We start from the raw sequence: 16,707 nt of genomic DNA on the forward strand, positions 1-16,707 counted from the left end.
GTAAGGCCTGGGGGGCAGTGTGTCATCCATGCGTCCCTCGGCAAGCGGATCGCGTACCTCGGGTACGGCCCGGGTGGTTCTGGTCACCGGTGTGTCCCGTTTTCTCGGGGCACGGGTCGCGGACACTCTTCAGGCCGATCCCAGCATCGAACGGGTCATCGGCGTGGACACCGTCGCGCCCACGATGCCGCTCGGACGCACCGAGTTCGTCCGTATCGACATCCGCACGCCGAGTATCGCCAAGATCATTAACGCGGCCGAGGTCGACACGGTCGTGCACCTCAACCTCGTGACGATGACGTCCGCCGCGCGGATGAAGGCCAAGGAACAGAACGTCATCGGCACCATGCAGCTGCTCGCCGCCTGCCAGCGGTCGGCGGCGATGCGCAAGGTCGTGGTCCGCTCGTCCGCGGCGGTCTACGGCTCGTCCGGGCACGATCCGGCGGTCTACACCGAGACCGACGAGCCGGTGCTGCCGCCGACGTCCGGCTATGCCAAGGACGCGGTCGAGGTCGAGGGGTACGTCCGGGGTCTGGCCCGGCGCCGCTCCGACCTGACCGTGTCCGTGCTGCGCTTCGCCAACTTCCTCGGGCCGCACGTCGACTCGCCGCTGAGCCGTTACTTCCACATGCCGGTGGTCGCGACGGTGTTCGGCTTCGACCCCCGGCTGCAGTTCATCCACGAGGACGACGGCGTCGAGGTGCTGCGCCGGATGGCGGTCGAGGACCACCCCGGCACGTTCAACGTGGCCGGCGACGGCGTCGTACTCCTCTCGCAGGCGCTGCGCCGCGGCGGCCGGCCGATCATGCGGCTGCCCGCGCCCGCCCTGCAGGCGCTGGGCGACGTCGGCCGTCGTTTCGGCGGGCTCAAGGGTTTTTCTCCCGAGTTGCTCCGTTGGCTGACGTACGGCCGGGTGCTCGACACCGAACTACTCGCCAAGGAGCTTTCCTGGCGTCCGAAATACAGTTCGGAGGAGGCCTTTGCCGATTTCGCCGATTCGCAAGGTCTCGGTCAGGGTCTCCCTCTTGATCTCTTCGACCGATTGACCAGCGTCGTAGGGGGCAGAAGGTGAATCACGACCCTGTGGAGGAGGCGAGACCGAAAATGCGGCCAGAAGCGCAGGTAATTCCACTCAACACTGACGCTGCTGACCGACTCGCCCAAGAACAGGGCGGTTTCGAGCACGCGGTCGCCTCCGCGCTGCGCTTCGTCCGCCGCCGGCTGGCCGGCGACTACGAGGTCGACGAGTTCGGCTTCGACCCCGAGCTCAACGAGGGCCTGCTGCTGCCGGCGCTGCGCCCGCTGTACGAGCGCTGGTTCCGCGCCGAGATGACCGGTCTGGACAACGTCCCCTCCACCGGCCCCGCACTCGTCGTCGGCAACCACTCGGGCACGCTGCCGATCGACGGCGTGATGCTGCAGGTCGGGCTGCACGACCACCATCCGGCCCACCGCAACCTGCGACTGCTCGGCGCCGACCTCGTCTACCAGATCCCGGTGCTGGCCCACCTGGCACGCAAGAGCGGGCACACGCTGGCGTGCCAGGCCGACGCGACGCGGCTGCTGTCGAAGAACCAGCTCGTCGGGGTCTTCCCCGAGGGCTTCAAGGGCGTCGGCAAGCCGTGGAGCGAGCGCTACAAACTGCAGCGCTTCGGGCGGGGCGGCTTCGTGGCCACCGCCCTGCGCGCGCAGGTGCCGATCGTCCCGTGCGCGATCGTCGGGGCCGAGGAGATCTATCCCAAGATCGCCGACCTGAAGCCGCTCGCCCGGCTGCTCGGCCTGCCGTACTTCCCGGTGACCCCGACCTGGCCGCACCTGGGCCTGCTCGGCCTGCTGCCGCTGCCGTCCAAGTGGCTCATCGCCTTCGGAGAGCCGATCCGCACCGATGAGTACGACCCGGCCCAGGCCGAGGATCACATGACCGTCTTCAACCTGACCGACCAGGTACGCGAGACGATCCAGAACATGCTGTACGACGTGCTCCGCCGGCGCGGCCCCGCCTTCTTCCGCGCCTGACCTGAAGCGCGCTCGTGCCGGTGCCCAGGGCCCGCAGAAATCCGGGAACAAGGAGCCTCTGTCCGGGCAAGTAGGAGAGGACGTACCCCCTCTCCGCAGAAGAGCCGCATGACGAAAACGAGTCAGCGGTGATCACCGAGGCGTTCCCCGACGCCGAGGCCATCGCCGCCTCCCTTGCCGATCCCGAGCGATTCACGGTGCTGTACCAGCGGTATGCCGGCGAGATCCACCGCTACGTCGCCGCTCGTCTCGGCCCGGACACGGCCGATGACCTGATGGCCGAGACGTTTCTGGAGGCGTTCCGGCACCGCGGGCGATACGACGCGGAGCGCGCGGGCGTACGACCCTGGCTCTACGGGATCGCCACCAACCTCATCGGCCGCCAGCGCCGCTCGGAACTCCGTTTCTACCGCGCCATCGCGCGGACCGGCGTGGATCCATCGGTCGAGCCGATGGAGCCGGTGATCGACCGGCTTTCCGCCGAGAGCATGCGCGGCGATCTCGCGGCCGGAATGGCCCGTCTCAACCAGGGTGAGCGTGACGTGCTCGTCCTGGTCGCGGGAAGCGGCCTCGCCTACGAGGAGGTCGCGCAGGCATTGGGTGTCTCCGTCGGAACCGTCTCGTCCCGACTGTTCCGCGCCCGTAAGAAGATGCGCGCGACGCTGGAGGTGCGCGGTGGACGAGCTTGAGCTGATCAAGCACAGGTACGAGCGCGTCGCACCGCCCCGGCCGGGCGTACTCGACTCCGGTCAGGCGCGGCTACTCGACGCCATGAACTCACCGCGGCGCGCCCCGGCCGGCCGTCGCACCGTGTTGCGCCTCGCGGCGGTCGCGACCGCCGTCGTGGCGCTCGTGGCCGGGCTCTCGGCGGTGCCGGACCGGGATCGCGGCACCGCTCCGGCCGGCAGCCCGGCGGTGCGGCTCGCTCAGCGTGCCGAGACGGTGGCGCGTAACGAACCGCTGGTGACGATGGGCGCGCATCAGTGGATCTACGTGCGGAGCATGCAGCGCTACACCACGAGCAGGCCCGAACGGCGCGTCGTGGAGTCCTGGATCCGCATGGACGGTAGGCGATCGCCGGCGAACCGGCTGCCCCTCGCGGTGCACGGCACCGTGCTGGCCGGCATGCCCGAAGACCCGGGTGCGGCGCTCACCCGGATCTACGCGGAGGTGGACCGCATCCGGGCGCGGCCCGAGCCGAAAGGACGCGTGACGGAGTACGCCGCCGGGATCATGGGCGTGCCACGTGACACGGCGGTGTTCGACTTCGTCACCCGGCTGCTCGACGCCTATCCCGTCACACCACGCGTGCAGGCCGCGCTCTACGGCGCGCTGTCCCGGCTGCCCGGCGTCGGAGTGCTGCCGGACGCACAGGACGCCGCGGGCCGCCACGGCATCGTCCTGTACATCGCCACGAGCGACGACTCGCGGCTCGAACTGATCCTCGACCCCCGGACCTACCGCTACCTGGGACTACGCGACGTCCTTACCCGCGGCGGGGCCGGAGAAGTCATCTACTGGACGGCGCGACTGTCCGCCCAGCCCGTCGTACGACCTGGAGAACGTCCTTGAAGATCAGGTATGCGGCCATGGCCGTAGTGCTCGCCCTGGTGACAGGCTGCTCCAGCGGCCAGGCCGGGTCACCCGGCCGCGCCGGCGCCGACGTGGCGGACGCGACCGTGCGGATCAGCGCGTCCGGGCAGAAGGTGCGTCCCGACCAGGGCGTCACGGTGACCGCGTCGGGCGGGACGCTGCAGGCCGTCACGGGCGCCATCGGCAGGTTCAGCGCCGACCGTACGTCGTGGAGGACGACCTGGGCGCTGAAACCCGGCAGCGCGTACAAGGTGACGGCCACCGCGAAGAACGTCAGGGGCAAGGTCAGTACGGTCAGCAGCACGTTCCGTACGGAGAGGGCACCACGAACGGTCGGCATCGCGAGCGTGACGCCGGCCGCGGGAGAGAAGGTCGGCGTCGGAATGCCGGTCATCGTCGACTTCACCGGGCCGGTGGCCGACCGGGCGAACGTCGAGAAGGCGCTGGAGGTCACGTCGGGCAAGGGGGACGAGGGCGCCTGGAGCTGGATCTCCGACCGCCGGGTGGTGTACCGCACCAGGAAGTACTGGCACCCGCACCAGAAGATCGCCTTCACCGCGCACCTGACCGGCGTGCGAGCGGCCAAGGACACCTACGGCGTGCGCGACTTCACCCGGTCCTTCACCATCGGCGCCTCGAACGTCACGGTGGCGAACGCCAAGACCCACTCCATGACGGTCGATCACGACGGCACCGTGAAGAGGTTCAAGATCAGTACGGGTGCGGGCACGAGGGCCGACACCATCACGACCAACGGGATCCACCTGACCCGGGAGAAGCGGCCTGTGGTGACCATGACGGCGACCTGCACGAAGGGCTCGCCCGGCTGCGACTACTACCAGGAGCGGGTCGAGCTGGCGGTGCGGATCACCGTCGGTGGCGAGTACGTGCACAAGAGCGTCGGCGAGTACTACTACCTGGGCCGGCAGAACGCCAGCCACGGCTGCGTCCGCACGTCTCCGGCGGGAGCCCGCTACTTCTATGACATCTCCCAGCGAGGCGACATCGTGGACGTGACACACACGACGCGACGTTTCGCCGACGAGCCGTACGCCGATGACTGGAAGTTCTGGACCCGGTCGTGGACACAGTGGCTGGCGGGCAGCGCACTTCGCGGAGGCTCACGCGCTTGACCTTCAGGCCGACGCCAGGACACGGTCGATCGCCGCCCGGCCCGCGGGTCCCCACGTCACCTTTCCGCCGGGCTGCCCCAGTTCGCCGGCCCGGCCGATGTCGATGAGGCCCATGCCGCGCAGCACCGCCCATCCCTTCGCGCGGCGGATGGTCGCCTCGTCGACGTCCCCGTAGGCGGTGAGGAACCGCCCGGCGGCGCCTTCGGGGAGGAGCACCCACGCGGCCGAGAGGTCCGTCGCCGGATCACCGGCGCACATGTCCCCGAAGTCGAGCACGCCCGCGAGCGTGCCGTCCGCGACGACGACGTTCGCCGGGTGCAGGTCGCCGTGGAGCCATACCGGGCGGCCCTGCCACTCGGGTGCGGAGACGGCCTCGTCCCAGACCTGCCGGGCGCGGTCGGCGGCACGGAATCTCTCGTCGGGGTCGAGCGTGAGCGTGTTCAGGGGAACTCCGCGTATCGCGCCGGCCGGCGCGTCCGCGGGCGCGTCCTGATGGAGCGCCCTCAGAAAGCGTGCCAGGCCGTCCGCCGCATGGTCGGCGCGGGCGATCGGGGTCCGGTCGGCCGGTTCGCCGGGAACCCAGGCCGCGATGGTCCACGGCCGCGGGAAGCGCGCCGACGGCTCGCCGATCCGTACAGGAGCGGGCACCGGAAGTGGGAGGCGGGAGGCCAGGACGGGCAGCCATCGGTACTCGTTGCGCAACAGGGACGGCGCGCGCGGTGTCAGCGGGATGCGTACGGCCAGCTCCTCCCCGAGCCGCCACAGGCGGTTGTCCCACCCGCCGTCCACCTCACGCAGGCTCAGCTCCGCCAGGTCCGGATGCTGCTCGCGCACCAGGGCGCGTACGAAGTCCTCGTCGATCGTGAAGCCGTCCACGCCCCTCACCCAACCACCGCGCTTGACCTGGAGCGCGCTCTAAGGTGCAGCCTGGGAGACATGGAGAAGAGAAATCTGGGACGACAGGGCCTGAGCACTTCGGCGATCGGCCTGGGTTGCATGGGGATGAGCTGGGCGTACGGCACACCCGACGACGACGAGTCGATCGCGACCATCCACCGCGCGCTCGAGCTGGGCTGTGACTTCCTCGACACCGCCGAGGCGTACGGGCCGTGGACCAACGAGAAGCTGCTCGGCCGCGCGCTGAAGGGCCGCCGTGACGAGGTGGTCATCGCGACCAAGTTCGGCTGGGAGTACGGCCCGGAGGGGCAGCGGCTCGGCCCGAACAGCAAGCCCGCCCACATCCGTGAGGTGGTGGACCAGCAGCTGGAGCGCCTGGGCACCGACCACATCGACCTGCTGTACCAGCACCGGGTCGACCCGGAGGTCCCGATCGAGGACACCGCCGGCGCGGTCGGCGAGCTGGTCGCGGCCGGGAAGGTCCGCTACTTCGGCATGTCCGAGGCGTCGGCGGGGACGATCCGCCGGGCGCACGCGGCGTTCCCGGTCTCGGCGCTGCAGACGGAGTACTCCCTGTGGGAGCGCGGCCTGGAGGAGGAGATCCTGCCGACGCTGCGCGAGCTCGGGATCGGCCTGGTGCCGTACTCCCCGCTGGGCCGCGGCTTCCTGACCGGCGACGTACGCCGCGCGGAGGAGTACGGGGACGACGACTACCGGCGCAACGACCCGCGCTTCCAGGGCGCGAACTACGACGTCAACGTGAAGGCGGCCGAGACGGTACGCGCGGTGGCCGGGCGGAAGGGCGTGACGCCGGCGCAACTCGCGCTGGCCTGGCTGCTGGCGCAGGGCGACGACGTCGTGCCGATCCCGGGAACCAAGCGCCGTACGCGGCTGGAGGAGAATCTCGGCGCGGCGGACGTCACGCTGACCGAGGCCGAGCTGGCCGAGCTGGAACTCCCGGTCTCCGGTGAGCGCTACCCCGAGGCGATGCTCCGCCTCATCGAGCAGGGCTGATCGTGCGAGCCCCGTCCGGGTCGTAGCTTTTAGTGGCGGACCGGGTGCGGAGCGTCGTAGTCATGCGATAAAGTGTTCGAGAGTAATGACCGGGAGCGAAGGGGGAGCGGCGGTGGGTGAGGTTTCGCAGTGGCCGGACCGCCGACCCGGTCCCTCACTTGGTGTGGCGTTGGCCGAGGTGGAAATACCGGCGCTGACCGACGAGGAGTTGGTCGATGTGCTGGCGGCTTGGCGGCGGCAGGCCTCGTGGGCGCAGGCGGGCGAGCTTGCCGCCGTCGCGGAGCTGGCGCGCCGGCGTGAGTCCGGCTCCTCGCGCGGCGAGTTTGCCTCCGCCGAAGTGGGGCTGGCGCTGGTGATCTCGCCACGTTCGGCCGACGCGCACCTGGACCTTGCCCGGGCACTCACCGACCGGCTGCCGTTGACGCGGGAAGCTTTGGCGGAGGGCCGGATCGACCTGACGAAGGTCCGTGTGATCGTGCAGGGTACGCGCGCCGTCGATGCCGAGACGGCCCGCGCGGTGGAGCGGCGGGTGCTGCCCGACGCCGGTGATGTGACGCCGGGCCGACTGCGTGCCCGCGTGCAACGCGTCGTGATCGCCTTGGATCCATCGGGTGCGGAGAAGCGCCGCGAGGCATCTGAAGCCGAACGTCACATCGACTGCTACGACACCGGGAACGGCACCGCTGTCTTCGGCGGCGTGCACCTGCCGGCCGGTCCCGCGATCGCCGCCGACAACCGGCTGCACGCCATCGCCAAAGCGCTCAAGGCCGACGGCGACGTCCGTACGCTGGACCAGCTATCGGCGGACGTCTTCCTCTCGCTGCTGCTGGGCACCCACCCGGCCTCCGGCCTGCCCACCACCGAGCTGACCGCCGCCCTCGCCGAGGCCGCGTTGGATGCCGCCGGTGCCCGTTCGGCCGGTGACGGCGCGCGCGGGCCAGGGGAGTCGGGTGCTGTGGCCTCGCGTGTCGAGAGCGTGGACAGGCGATCGGAGCGGGGCGAGGTCGGTCGTTCTTCCGTCGCGGATGCCGGTGCGGGTGCTTTGGCGTTGGAGCGGGCGGTCGGTGACCAAGTCGGTACTGTGCACCTGACCGTGCCGCTGGCGACGATGCTCGGCCTGTCCGCCGAGCCGGGACAGGCTGCGGGGTACGGGCCGCTCACGGCTGAGGTCGCCCGCCAGATGGCCGCGGTGGCATCAAGCCCGGCCACCCGCTGGTGCGTTACCGTCACCGGCGCGGACGGCGAGCCGCTGCACCACGGCCATCTGAACTACCGGCCACCGGCCGCGATGGCGCACGTGGTCCGGGCACTTCAGCCGACTTGCCGCTTCCCCGGCTGCACCCGTCCGTCTCGCGATTGTGATCTGGACCACCGCGTTCCGTACGAGCAGGGCGGTGCGACGTGTCCGTGCAACCTGCAGCCGCTGTGCCGCCGTCACCACCGCACCAAGGCGGCGAAGGGATGGACGGTCACCCAGAGTGCGGATCGTCTCGCCTGGACGACCCCGGCGGGAAAGACCTATCGCACCGAACCGGAACGACCGTCGTCCGCGGCTGCCCGCCGCTCGATCCGAAGATCGCCGGTAGAGACCGGATGGCAGCGATGCCTGGGATCGTCGGTAGAAGCGGGATGGCAGCGATGCGTGCTCGACCTTCCCCGCAGCCACCGATCTTCGATGCCGCTCTTGCGGTGAGATGGCTGGTCTGTGGGCATGGCTGAGCTTGGCGGCGAGCAGGGCCTTACCCGTCGTCTTGCCGCGAACAGCGTCGCACGGTCGTCGCTGCGTTCAAGCGGCGCTACCCGGAGAGCCGCTCCGGGTGATCGCGCGGACAGTGCTCGGCGTAGGCATAGGACTGGTCTCCGCGGGCTTGGCCGTCGCCCACTTCACCGGCCTCCACCGCCAGAGGAACGTTCACATCCGGGGCAGCGGGACGTCGAGACAGACCCTGGGTTCCGGGTTCAGCGGCGGTGGTGGCGGCGGAGCGCGACGCCCGCCGCGACGCCGCCGACCAGGGCGCCGGTGCCGGCCGCGGCGGGCAGGGCGACCATCGTGACCTTGCGGCCCGTACGGAAGTCGTGCACCGGCCAGTCGTGGTCGCGGGCGTGGTCGCGCAGGTCACCGTCCGGGTTGACCGCGTGCGGGTGGCCGACCGTGGTGAGCATCGGCAGGTCGTTGTAGGAGTCGCTGTAGGCCGAGCAGCGGGCCAGGTCCAGGCCCTCGTTGCGGGCCAGCGCGCGTACGGCGCCCGCCTTGGCCGGACCGTGCAGCAGGTGGCCGACCAGGCGCCCGGTGTACACGCCGTCCTCGGTCTCGGCGACCGTGCCCAGCGCGCCGGTCAGGCCCAGGCGGTGGGAGATGATGCGGGCCAGCTCGACCGGGGTGGCGGTGACCAGCCACACCTGCTGGCCGGCGTCGAGGTGCTTGAGGGCCAGCGCCCGCGTGCCGTGCCAGATGCGGTCGGCCATCTTCTCGTCGTAGATCTCCTCGCAGAGGCTGACGAGCTCCTCGACGCGGCGGCCCGCCACGAACGCCAGGGCCGCCTCGCGGGCGGTGCTGATGTGCTCGGCGTTCTCCGCGCCGCGTACGCGGAAGGAGGCCTGGCCCAGGGCGAACATGGCCAGGTCGTGGAAGGTGAACAGCTTGCGCGCGGCCAGGCCGCGGGCGAAGTGGTAGATCGAGGCGCCGCGGATGAGCGTGTTGTCGACGTCGAAGAACGCGGCGGCGTTCGGGTCCGGGTCGATCGGTGTGTCCGGAGCGGCGGCCGCAGCGGCGGCCTCGCCCGCGAGTTCGTCGGCTACCTCGTCGTCATCGCTCCATGGCCACAGTCGACGCATGCCACGAGGGTAACCAGCATTCGCCCGATGTGATTCGGCAGGCCCGCGCGCGGCGCGTCGCGCTTCTCCCCATCAGGTGGTGGACCTGCGAGAACGGCGATAAGTCAGCGAATGTCGGCGGGGAAGACCCGCGCCAGGGAACGCGTGGCGCGGTACTGCAGAGCCTTGATCGCGCCGGTGTTCTTGCCCATGATCTCGGCGGTCTCGGCCACCGACAGACCCTGCAGGAAGCGCAGGACCACGCACTCGCGCTGTTCCGAGCCGAGCTCCAGGACCGCGGAGAACAGCGCGCGGTGGGTGAAGGAGTCGAGCACGGCGCCCTCGGGGCCCTCCTCCCACCGGTCGAAGTCCTGGAGTTCGGCCGTACAGACCTCCAGGCGGTACCGGCCGGACTTGAAGTGGTCGAGCACCAGGTTGCGGGCGATGGTCACGAGCCACGCGCCGAAGTCCTTGCCCTGCCAGGTGAACACGCTCATCCGCCGCAGCGCCCGCAGGAACGTCTCGCTGGTGAGGTCCTCGGCTAGGGCGTGCGTCCCGACCCGGTAGTAGACGAAGCGGTAGACGAGGTCGACGTACCGGTCGTAGAGGAGGCCGAACGCGTCGGTCTCGCCCGCACGGGCGCGGAGGACCACGTCGCGCAGCTCGGTATCGGAGACCGCGGCGCCGGAGGCACCGAGAGTAAGGCTGCGCATGCAGTCCTCCTCGGCGGCGGCACGATCACGGGACGTGTCGGAACATGTTAGATACGTGTGAGTAGCGTGGCAATGGTGGTGCAGAGGTAAACGTCACCCTTTATCCGCTCTTTGCGGTTATGACGGGGCTCTTCGTTACCCGTCCGCCCGCACGATCGGGCACCATGGGGGGCGATGGTCAACGTCGCTCTGGCGCTTCTGGCGACCCTCGCGGCCCTCGGAGGCGCCGGGTTGCTGCTTTCGCGCACCCTGCCGGACCGTCGCATGTACCTCCTCGCCTGGTGCGGCACGCTTCTCGCGCTGGGCATCGCGCTGGGCTCGATGACGATCGGCTTCGCGTCGGGCTTCCGGCCGGCGCTGCTGCGCTCCATGGAGCTGTTCGGCTCGCTGATCGCCCCCCTGACCCTGGCCCTGGGCGTGGTCGAGCTCATCGCCCGTACGGTGCAGGCGCGCTTCGCCGCCCGGCTCATCGCCGCCTCGTACGTCATCGTCGCCGTCGTCATCATCCTGCTCGACCCGATCATCGGCACCTTCGGCAAGAGCCTGCCGAAGGTGACCGGTCACTACTCGTCGCTGCCCGGCCTCGTCCTCGACGGGGCGCACATCTTCGCGGTCGTCTCCCTCGTGTCCTGCGTCGCGGTCACCGCGGTGCGGGGAAACAAGCGCGACCGCAAGGCGGCCGAGGCCATGATGACCCTCGCCATGGTCGCGCTCGCCGGGGTGCTGATCGTCGCCGCGATGCGCAGTCTCCTGCCCGGCCCGCTCGCACCGCTCGCGCTGGGCGGGGCCGCCGCCCTCATCTGGTTCGGCGCCTCCCGGCTGCCGGGCGCCATCAATGACCACGACCAAGACCAGGAACCGGAGCCGTACGAGGACATGTCGCGCTTCCGCAAGCAGCCCTACGACGACGGGCAGTACGACAACACCGGACCCCGCCGCCGGCCGCCGCAGCAGCACCCCCAGAACAACGGCGGATACGAGCGGCAGAGGTACGAGCAGCAGCCGTCGTTCGCGCCGCCCGCCGCGATGCCGATGCCCCAGCCCGGTCCGCCGCTGGCACAGAGCATGGGCCAGTACGGCCGGATCATGATCTACACGCTGATCGACGGGCACGGCGACGCCTTCGACCGGCTGGCGGCCGAGGTCGCGCACAACGTGCGGCAGACCGAGCCGGGCACGCTGGTGTACGCCTGCCACACCGTCGACAACGCGCCCAACCAGCGGTTGTTCTACCAGCTCTTCCGCGACGCGAACTCAGTGGAGATGCACACCCGGCAGCCGCACGTCCAGAGGTTCGCCCAGGAGGCCAGGGCGCACGTCAGCGGCACCAACGTGATCGAGCTGACCGTCAGCGCGGGCAACATCGCCCAGCAGGCCCCGCCCCGCCCCGAAGGGCCGCCGCAGGGCCAGCCCGTACGCTGGCAGCATGGCTGAAGATCCGCGCATCCTCCTGCTCGGCAAGCCGGGCTGTCACCTGTGCGACGACGCCCGCGCGGTCGTGGCCAGAGTCGCCGGTGAGCTCGGCGTGGGGTGGGAGGAACGCGACATCACCGTGTCGGAGGAGGACACCCGGCTCTACGGGGACCAGATCCCGGTCACGTTCGTCGACGGCGTCCAGCACGACTTCTGGAAGGTCGACGAGACCCGCCTCCGCACCGCCCTGGACGGCTGAGGACCGGCGAGACTAAAGGCGGCTTTCAGCCGCGCGTGAGCGCCGAGGCGCACGATGGCGAATGTCTGTTAGGTCACATCGCCATCCGAAGCGAGAGCAACTTGGAAGGTACGTGCGCCTCCGCGAGCACCCCCGTGAGCAGGGGAATCCGGCCGATCGAAGGTCATCCGCAGGTCCGTCCGCCGGGCTCCCGACTTTGTGCGCGTGTTCACAAGGGCTTAATCTGGAGAAAGTCCAGGCGGTCGGTACGTCGTGTGGCCCAGGGACCATACGGCGGCGATCGCGTGTCGAGCCCCGGAAAAGCAGGCCTGTGACCCGTCGATCCACCCTCGGTGAACGGAACCGCGGCATCCCAGAGGCGACCGTGGCCCGGCTTCCGGTCTACCTCCGAGCGTTGCACGTTCTGGCCGAACGCGGAGTCGCCACCGTCTCCTCAGAGGAGCTCGCGGCGGCCGCCGGGGTCAACTCCGCCAAGCTCCGCAAGGACCTTTCCCACCTTGGGTCGTACGGAACCAGGGGTGTCGGGTACGAGGTGGAATATCTCGTCTACCAGATCTCCCGCGAGCTCGGCCTGACCCAGGACTGGTCCGTCGCGATCATCGGCATCGGCAACCTCGGACGTGCGCTGTCCGGATACGGAGGCTTCGCCTCGCGCGGGTTCCGCATGGCCGCCCTGCTCGACGCCGAACCGGAGATCGTCGGTGAGCCGATCTCGGGGCTCACGGTCGAGCACATCGACGATCTCGAAACGGTCATCAAGGATAATAGGATCTCAATCGCCGTTCTGGCCGTCCCAGCGGCCGCGGCGCAGGCAGTGTGCGATCGAGTGGTGGCGTCCGGTGTGACAAGCATTCTGAACTTCGCCCCTGTCGTACTCTCCGTACCGGACGGTGTCGATGTGCGTAAGGTCGACCTGTCGATTGAGCTACAGATCCTCGCGTTCCACGAGCAGCGCAAGGCCGGCGGTCCGAGCGGCGTGGAGCAGGAGTACCTCGAGGCGGTAGAAGGCCAATGAGCCGTACGAGCAAGAGATCAGCGTGGCCCTCCCCGGGCGAGGTGGTGGCATGAGCAGCATCCTCGTCGTCGGGCTGAGCCATCGCAGCGCCCCGGTCTCCCTGCTCGAGCGCACCGCGGTCACCGCGGACGAGCTCGTCAAACTGCTCCACGACGTGCACCAGGCGACCAGCGTCAACGGCGCCTTCGTCGTCTCCACGTGCAACCGCATCGAGATCTACGCCGACGTGGAGAAGTTCCACGCCGGGGTCTCCTCGATCTCCGAGCTGCTGGCGCGCCACTCCGGCGTCCCGCTGGACGAGCTCTCGCGCCACCTCTACGTGCACTACGAAGAGCGTGCGGTCCATCACATCTTCTCGGTGGCGTGCGGTCTGGACTCGATGGTCGTCGGCGAGGGCCAGATCTCCGGCCAGCTCCGCGCCGCGCTCAAGCTCGCGCAGGCGAACGAGACCGTCGACCGGGCCCTGAACGAGCTGGTCCAGCAGGCGCTGCGGGTCGGTAAGCGCGCCCGCAACGAGACCGGCATCGACCGGGCCGGCGCGTCCCTGGTCAGCGTCGGGCTCGGCCGGGCCGGTTCGCTGACCGGCAAGCGCGCCCTGGTCGTCGGCGCCGGCTCGATGAGCTCCCTGGCCGTCGCCACGCTCGCCCGCGAGGGCATCGGCGAGATCGTCATCGCCAACCGCACCTACGAGCGCGGCGCCCACCTGGCCCGCGCGGCCGAGGTGCCCGCCCGCGCGATCGAGCTCGCCGACGTACGTGCCGAGCTGGCCGGCGCCGACATCGTGGTCTCCTGCACGGGCGCGATCGGCATCGTGATCACCCCCGACATGATCGAGGGCCCGGTGTTCCTGCTGGACCTGGCCCTGCCGCACGACGTGGACCCCGCCGTACGCGAGCTGTCCGGCGTCACCCTCGTGGGCCTGGACGACCTGCGCGAGACCGACGACGCGCCGGCCGTGGCCGACACCGAGGCCGTACGCCGGATCGTCTGCGAGGAGGTCCAGGCCTTCCAGCTCGGGCTGATCGCGGCCACGGTCGCGCCGACCGTGGTGGCGCTGCGCAGCAAGGCCGCCGAGGTGGTCGACGCCGAGCTGGTCCGGCTGGGCGGCCGGCTGCCCGGCCTGGACGACAGGGCCCGCGACGAGGTCGCCCAGACGGTGCGCCGCGTCGTGGACAAGCTTCTGCACGCGCCGACCGTACGGGTCAAGGAGCTGGCGGCCTCGCCCGACGGCGACACCTACACCGAGGCGCTCCGCGAACTCTTCGATCTCGATCCGAAGACGCCCGAAGCGGTCATACGGGCGGAGGACGTCCTGTGAGGAGCGGTGAGCGACCCATGAAACTCCGCTTGGGTACGCGGCGGAGCCTGATGGCGATGACGCAGTCGGGCCTGGTCGCCGCCGACCTCACCGCCCGTACCGGCGTCGAGGTCGAGCTCGTCGGCGTGACCACCGAGGGCGACGTCTCCAAGGCCGACCTGGCCCAGATCGGCGGCACCGGCGTCTTCGTCAACGGGCTGCGCGAGAAGGTGCTGTCCGGCGAGGTGGACTTCGCCGTGCACTCCCTGAAGGACCTGCCCACCGCGCCGGCCGAGGGGATCGCGCTGGCCGCGGTCCCGCCGCGCGACGACCCGCGCGACGCCTTGTGCGGGCCGGCCAAGCTGGCCGACCTGCCCCGCGGGGCGCGGATCGGCACCGGTTCACCGCGCCGGATGGCGCAGCTGCGCGGGCTCCGGCACGACGTGGACGTCGTGCCGATCCGCGGCAACGCCGACACTCGCCTGCGCAAGGTGACGGACGGTGACTACGACGCGGTCGTACTGGCCTTCGCGGGCCTGGTGCGGATCAACCGGCTGGAAACGGTTTCGGAGATCTTCGACCCGGGGCTGATGCTGCCGGCGCCCGGCCAGGGCGCGCTGGGGATCGAGTGCCGGGCCGACCGTACGGACCTCGTCGAGCTTCTCGCGACGCTCGACGACCCGGCCAGCCGGGCCGCCGTAACGGCGGAAAGAGCCCTGCTCGCGGAGCTTGAGGCGGGTTGTTCAGCCCCCGTCGGCGCATACGCTGCGTTGGAAGAGCGAACACTACATCTGATCGGGGTCGTTGCCGGGTACGACGGTGAACGACAGATCCGGTTGTCCAAAAGCGGCCACCCTGACACGGCCGAGCGGCTGGGGCGCGATCTCGCGGCCCGGATGATCGCCGAGGGGGCCGACCAGTTGATGGGGGAGCGCACATCTTGAGCCCCGCGAGCAAGAGCCCGGCCGCCACGAGCGGTACGGCCCGGCCGGGTAAGCGGCCGGCCGGCCAGCCGGGCAGAGTGGCCTTTGTCGGTGTCGGCCCGGGAGATCCGGAGCTGCTAACGCTGAGGGCCCTGCGCCTGCTCCGCGCGGCCGACGTCATCGTGGTCCACGAGGCGACGGCCTCGGCGTTCCGCGAGCACTTCAACGCGTCCGCGGAGGTCGTGGAGCCCGGCACGGTCAACCCGGTCACGCTGGCCCGCTCGGGCCGGCTGGTGGCACGGGTCTTCGTCGGCGACCCGGGGATCGGGTCGGTCATGACCGACGAGGCCAAGGCGTGTGTCAAGGGACGCGTGCCGTTCGAGATCGTTCCTGGCATCTCGGCCGTCAGCGGCGTGCCCGCCTACACCGGCATCCCGCTGACCGACGGCAAGCACCGCGACGTCATGGTGGTCGACGCACAGGAGGGCGGCGTCGACTGGAGCGCGTACGCCGGCGCGGCGACCCTGGTGATCATCGGCGCGGAGAACACCATGGGCGAGGTGGCCAAGGGCCTGATCGCCGCCGGCCGCCCCGACGCGACGCCGGTCGCGGTGACCTCGATGGGCACCACGACGGAGCAGTACACCGTGTCCTCCACGCTCGCCCGCGTGGCCCCGGACACCAAGCACCTCGACGCGCCGTCCCTGATCGTGGTCGGCGACGTCGTCGGCTGGCGCGACAAGCTGTCCTGGTTCGAGACCAAGCCGCTGTTCGGCTGGCGGGTGCTCGTGCCGCGGACCAAGGAGCAGGCCGCCTCGCTGTCCGAACAGCTCCGCTCGTACGGCGCGGTGCCCGAGGAGGTGCCGACGATCTCGGTCGAGCCCCCTCGCACTCCGCAGCAAATGGAACGTGCCGTCAAGGGTCTCGTCACCGGGCGTTACGAGTGGGTCGTCTTCACCTCCGCCAACGCCGTACGCGCCGTGCGCGAGCGGTTCGAGCAGTACGGCCTGGACGCCCGCGCCTTCGCCGGGCTCAAGGTGGCGGCGGTGGGCGACCAGACGGCGGCGTCGCTGGTGGAGTTCGGCATCCGGCCCGACCTGATGCCCGCCGACCAGCAGTCCTCCGAGGGCCTCCTCGAGGTCTGGCCGCCGTACGACAAGGACCTGGACCCGATCAACCGGGTCCTGCTGCCGCGCGCCGACATCGCCACCGAGACGCTCGTGGCGGGCCTGACCGACCTCGGCTGGGAGTGTGACGACGTCACGGCCTACCGGACCGTACGCGCCGCGCCGCCGCCGCAGCCGATCCGCGAGGCGATCAAGGGCGGCGGCTTCGACGCCGTGCTCTTCACGTCCTCCTCGACGGTCCGCAACCTCATCGGCATCGCGGGCAAGCCGCACAACGTGACCGTGATCGCGGTGATCGGCCCGCAGACCGCGAAGACGGCTGAGGAGTACGGCCTGCGCGTTGACGTGATCGCGGACAAACCGTCCGCGAGCGCCCTCGCGGAGGCGGTTTCGGAGTACGGTGCCAAGCGTCGGGCCGCTCAGGTCGAGGCCGGCGACCCGCTGCGCAAGCCGAGCGAGATGCGTCGCGGAGCCCGCCGCCGTAAGTGATTTT

General features: G+C 70.3%; 16 protein-coding genes. 13 read left to right on the top strand and 3 right to left on the bottom strand.

All coding sequences use genetic code 11. The annotated features are described in order from the left end of the window. Positions 1-28: 28 nt before the first annotated feature. The 5 genes from QWU11_RS15285 (at position 29) to QWU11_RS15305 (ending at position 4,742) form a co-directional block, all read left to right on the top strand. Positions 29-1,072 (top strand): NAD-dependent epimerase/dehydratase family protein, encoded by a 1,044-nt coding sequence (locus QWU11_RS15285; RefSeq protein ID WP_290108798.1) that lies wholly within the window; start codon positions 29-31, stop codon positions 1,070-1,072. Positions 1,073-1,104: 32 nt separating this feature from the next. Continuing rightward, on the top strand, positions 1,105-2,016 hold the full coding sequence (locus QWU11_RS15290) for a lysophospholipid acyltransferase family protein (protein ID WP_290108799.1): 912 nt from the start codon (positions 1,105-1,107) through the stop codon (positions 2,014-2,016). 128 nt (positions 2,017-2,144) lie between these two features. Next, positions 2,145-2,705, top strand: a complete 561-nt coding sequence (locus tag QWU11_RS15295; protein WP_290108800.1) for an RNA polymerase sigma factor — start codon at positions 2,145-2,147, stop codon at positions 2,703-2,705. Continuing rightward, positions 2,692-3,588: a CU044_5270 family protein gene (locus QWU11_RS15300; RefSeq protein ID WP_290108801.1), complete on the top strand. Its 897-nt coding sequence runs from the start codon at positions 2,692-2,694 to the stop codon at positions 3,586-3,588. Before QWU11_RS15295 ends, QWU11_RS15300 begins: the two co-directional genes overlap by 14 nt. Beyond that, positions 3,585-4,742: an Ig-like domain-containing protein gene (locus QWU11_RS15305; protein ID WP_290108802.1), complete on the top strand. Its 1,158-nt coding sequence runs from the start codon at positions 3,585-3,587 to the stop codon at positions 4,740-4,742. Before QWU11_RS15300 ends, QWU11_RS15305 begins: the two co-directional genes overlap by 4 nt. Positions 4,743-4,745: 3 nt before the next feature. On the opposite strand, the gene QWU11_RS15310 is transcribed toward QWU11_RS15305, so the two are convergent. After that, a complete protein-coding gene (locus QWU11_RS15310; protein WP_290108803.1) occupies positions 4,746-5,618 on the bottom strand; it encodes an aminoglycoside phosphotransferase family protein in 873 nt (290 codons plus the stop codon). 60 nt (positions 5,619-5,678) lie between these two features. Here QWU11_RS15310 and QWU11_RS15315 point away from each other — a divergent pair, with 60 nt between their 5' ends. Together QWU11_RS15315 and QWU11_RS15320 are read left to right on the top strand one after the other, a co-directional pair. Beyond that, positions 5,679-6,653 carry an aldo/keto reductase gene (locus tag QWU11_RS15315; RefSeq protein WP_290108804.1) on the top strand — a complete coding sequence of 325 codons (975 nt, stop codon included), beginning with the start codon at positions 5,679-5,681 and terminating at the stop codon, positions 6,651-6,653. Positions 6,654-6,831: 178 nt separating this feature from the next. Next, positions 6,832-8,346: an HNH endonuclease signature motif containing protein gene (locus QWU11_RS15320; RefSeq protein WP_290109139.1), complete on the top strand. Its 1,515-nt coding sequence runs from the start codon at positions 6,832-6,834 to the stop codon at positions 8,344-8,346. 266 nt (positions 8,347-8,612) lie between these two features. On the opposite strand, the gene QWU11_RS15325 is transcribed toward QWU11_RS15320, so the two are convergent. Both QWU11_RS15325 and QWU11_RS15330 read right to left on the bottom strand, forming a co-directional pair. Further along, positions 8,613-9,488: an HAD-IB family hydrolase gene (locus tag QWU11_RS15325; RefSeq protein ID WP_290108805.1), complete on the bottom strand. Its 876-nt coding sequence runs from the start codon at positions 9,486-9,488 to the stop codon at positions 8,613-8,615. Between the two features lie 104 nt (positions 9,489-9,592). Then, positions 9,593-10,180, bottom strand: a complete 588-nt coding sequence (locus QWU11_RS15330; protein WP_290108806.1) for a sigma-70 family RNA polymerase sigma factor — start codon at positions 10,178-10,180, stop codon at positions 9,593-9,595. Between the two features lie 174 nt (positions 10,181-10,354). Between QWU11_RS15330 and QWU11_RS15335 the strand changes: the two genes are divergently transcribed. The 6 genes from QWU11_RS15335 to QWU11_RS15360 all read left to right on the top strand — a co-directional run bounded on the left by QWU11_RS15335 (position 10,355) and on the right by QWU11_RS15360 (position 16,703). Further along, on the top strand, positions 10,355-11,614 hold the full coding sequence (locus tag QWU11_RS15335; protein WP_290108807.1) for an antibiotic biosynthesis monooxygenase: 1,260 nt from the start codon (positions 10,355-10,357) through the stop codon (positions 11,612-11,614). Further along, entirely contained in the window at positions 11,607-11,852 is a 246-nt protein-coding gene (locus QWU11_RS15340) for a glutaredoxin family protein (protein ID WP_290108808.1), read from the top strand. The genes QWU11_RS15335 and QWU11_RS15340 overlap by 8 nt, the downstream gene beginning before the upstream one ends. A 268-nt stretch (positions 11,853-12,120) precedes the next feature. Then, positions 12,121-12,867 carry a redox-sensing transcriptional repressor Rex gene (locus QWU11_RS15345; RefSeq protein WP_290109140.1) on the top strand — a complete coding sequence of 249 codons (747 nt, stop codon included), beginning with the start codon at positions 12,121-12,123 and terminating at the stop codon, positions 12,865-12,867. A 49-nt stretch (positions 12,868-12,916) separates the two neighbouring features. Beyond that, entirely contained in the window at positions 12,917-14,185 is a 1,269-nt protein-coding gene (locus tag QWU11_RS15350) for a glutamyl-tRNA reductase (protein ID WP_290108809.1), read from the top strand. 17 nt (positions 14,186-14,202) lie between these two features. Then, on the top strand, positions 14,203-15,108 hold the full coding sequence (hemC, locus tag QWU11_RS15355) for a hydroxymethylbilane synthase (RefSeq protein WP_290108810.1): 906 nt from the start codon (positions 14,203-14,205) through the stop codon (positions 15,106-15,108). A 77-nt stretch (positions 15,109-15,185) separates the two neighbouring features. Next, on the top strand, positions 15,186-16,703 hold the full coding sequence (locus QWU11_RS15360; protein ID WP_290109141.1) for a uroporphyrinogen-III synthase: 1,518 nt from the start codon (positions 15,186-15,188) through the stop codon (positions 16,701-16,703). Positions 16,704-16,707 lie beyond the last annotated feature (4 nt).

It is taken from the genome of Actinomadura sp. DC4 (genome assembly GCF_030406325.1).
Lineage (GTDB): Bacteria > Actinomycetota > Actinomycetes > Streptosporangiales > Streptosporangiaceae > Actinoallomurus.

Excerpts from the sequence above, each read along its gene's own strand:
- QWU11_RS15285 (WP_290108798.1), top strand. The coding sequence starts at position 29 with ATGCGTCCCTCGGCAAGCGGATCGCGTACCTCGGGTACGGCCCGGGTG.
- QWU11_RS15290 (WP_290108799.1), top strand. The coding sequence starts at position 1,105 with ATGCGGCCAGAAGCGCAGGTAATTCCACTCAACACTGACGCTGCTGAC.
- QWU11_RS15315 (WP_290108804.1), top strand. The coding sequence starts at position 5,679 with ATGGAGAAGAGAAATCTGGGACGACAGGGCCTGAGCACTTCGGCGATC.
- QWU11_RS15325 (WP_290108805.1), bottom strand. The coding sequence starts at position 9,488 with ATGCGTCGACTGTGGCCATGGAGCGATGACGACGAGGTAGCCGACGAA.
- QWU11_RS15330 (WP_290108806.1), bottom strand. The coding sequence starts at position 10,180 with ATGCGCAGCCTTACTCTCGGTGCCTCCGGCGCCGCGGTCTCCGATACC.
- QWU11_RS15335 (WP_290108807.1), top strand. The coding sequence starts at position 10,355 with ATGGTCAACGTCGCTCTGGCGCTTCTGGCGACCCTCGCGGCCCTCGGA.
- QWU11_RS15340 (WP_290108808.1), top strand. The coding sequence starts at position 11,607 with ATGGCTGAAGATCCGCGCATCCTCCTGCTCGGCAAGCCGGGCTGTCAC.
- QWU11_RS15350 (WP_290108809.1), top strand. The coding sequence starts at position 12,917 with ATGAGCAGCATCCTCGTCGTCGGGCTGAGCCATCGCAGCGCCCCGGTC.
- hemC (WP_290108810.1), top strand. The coding sequence starts at position 14,203 with ATGAAACTCCGCTTGGGTACGCGGCGGAGCCTGATGGCGATGACGCAG.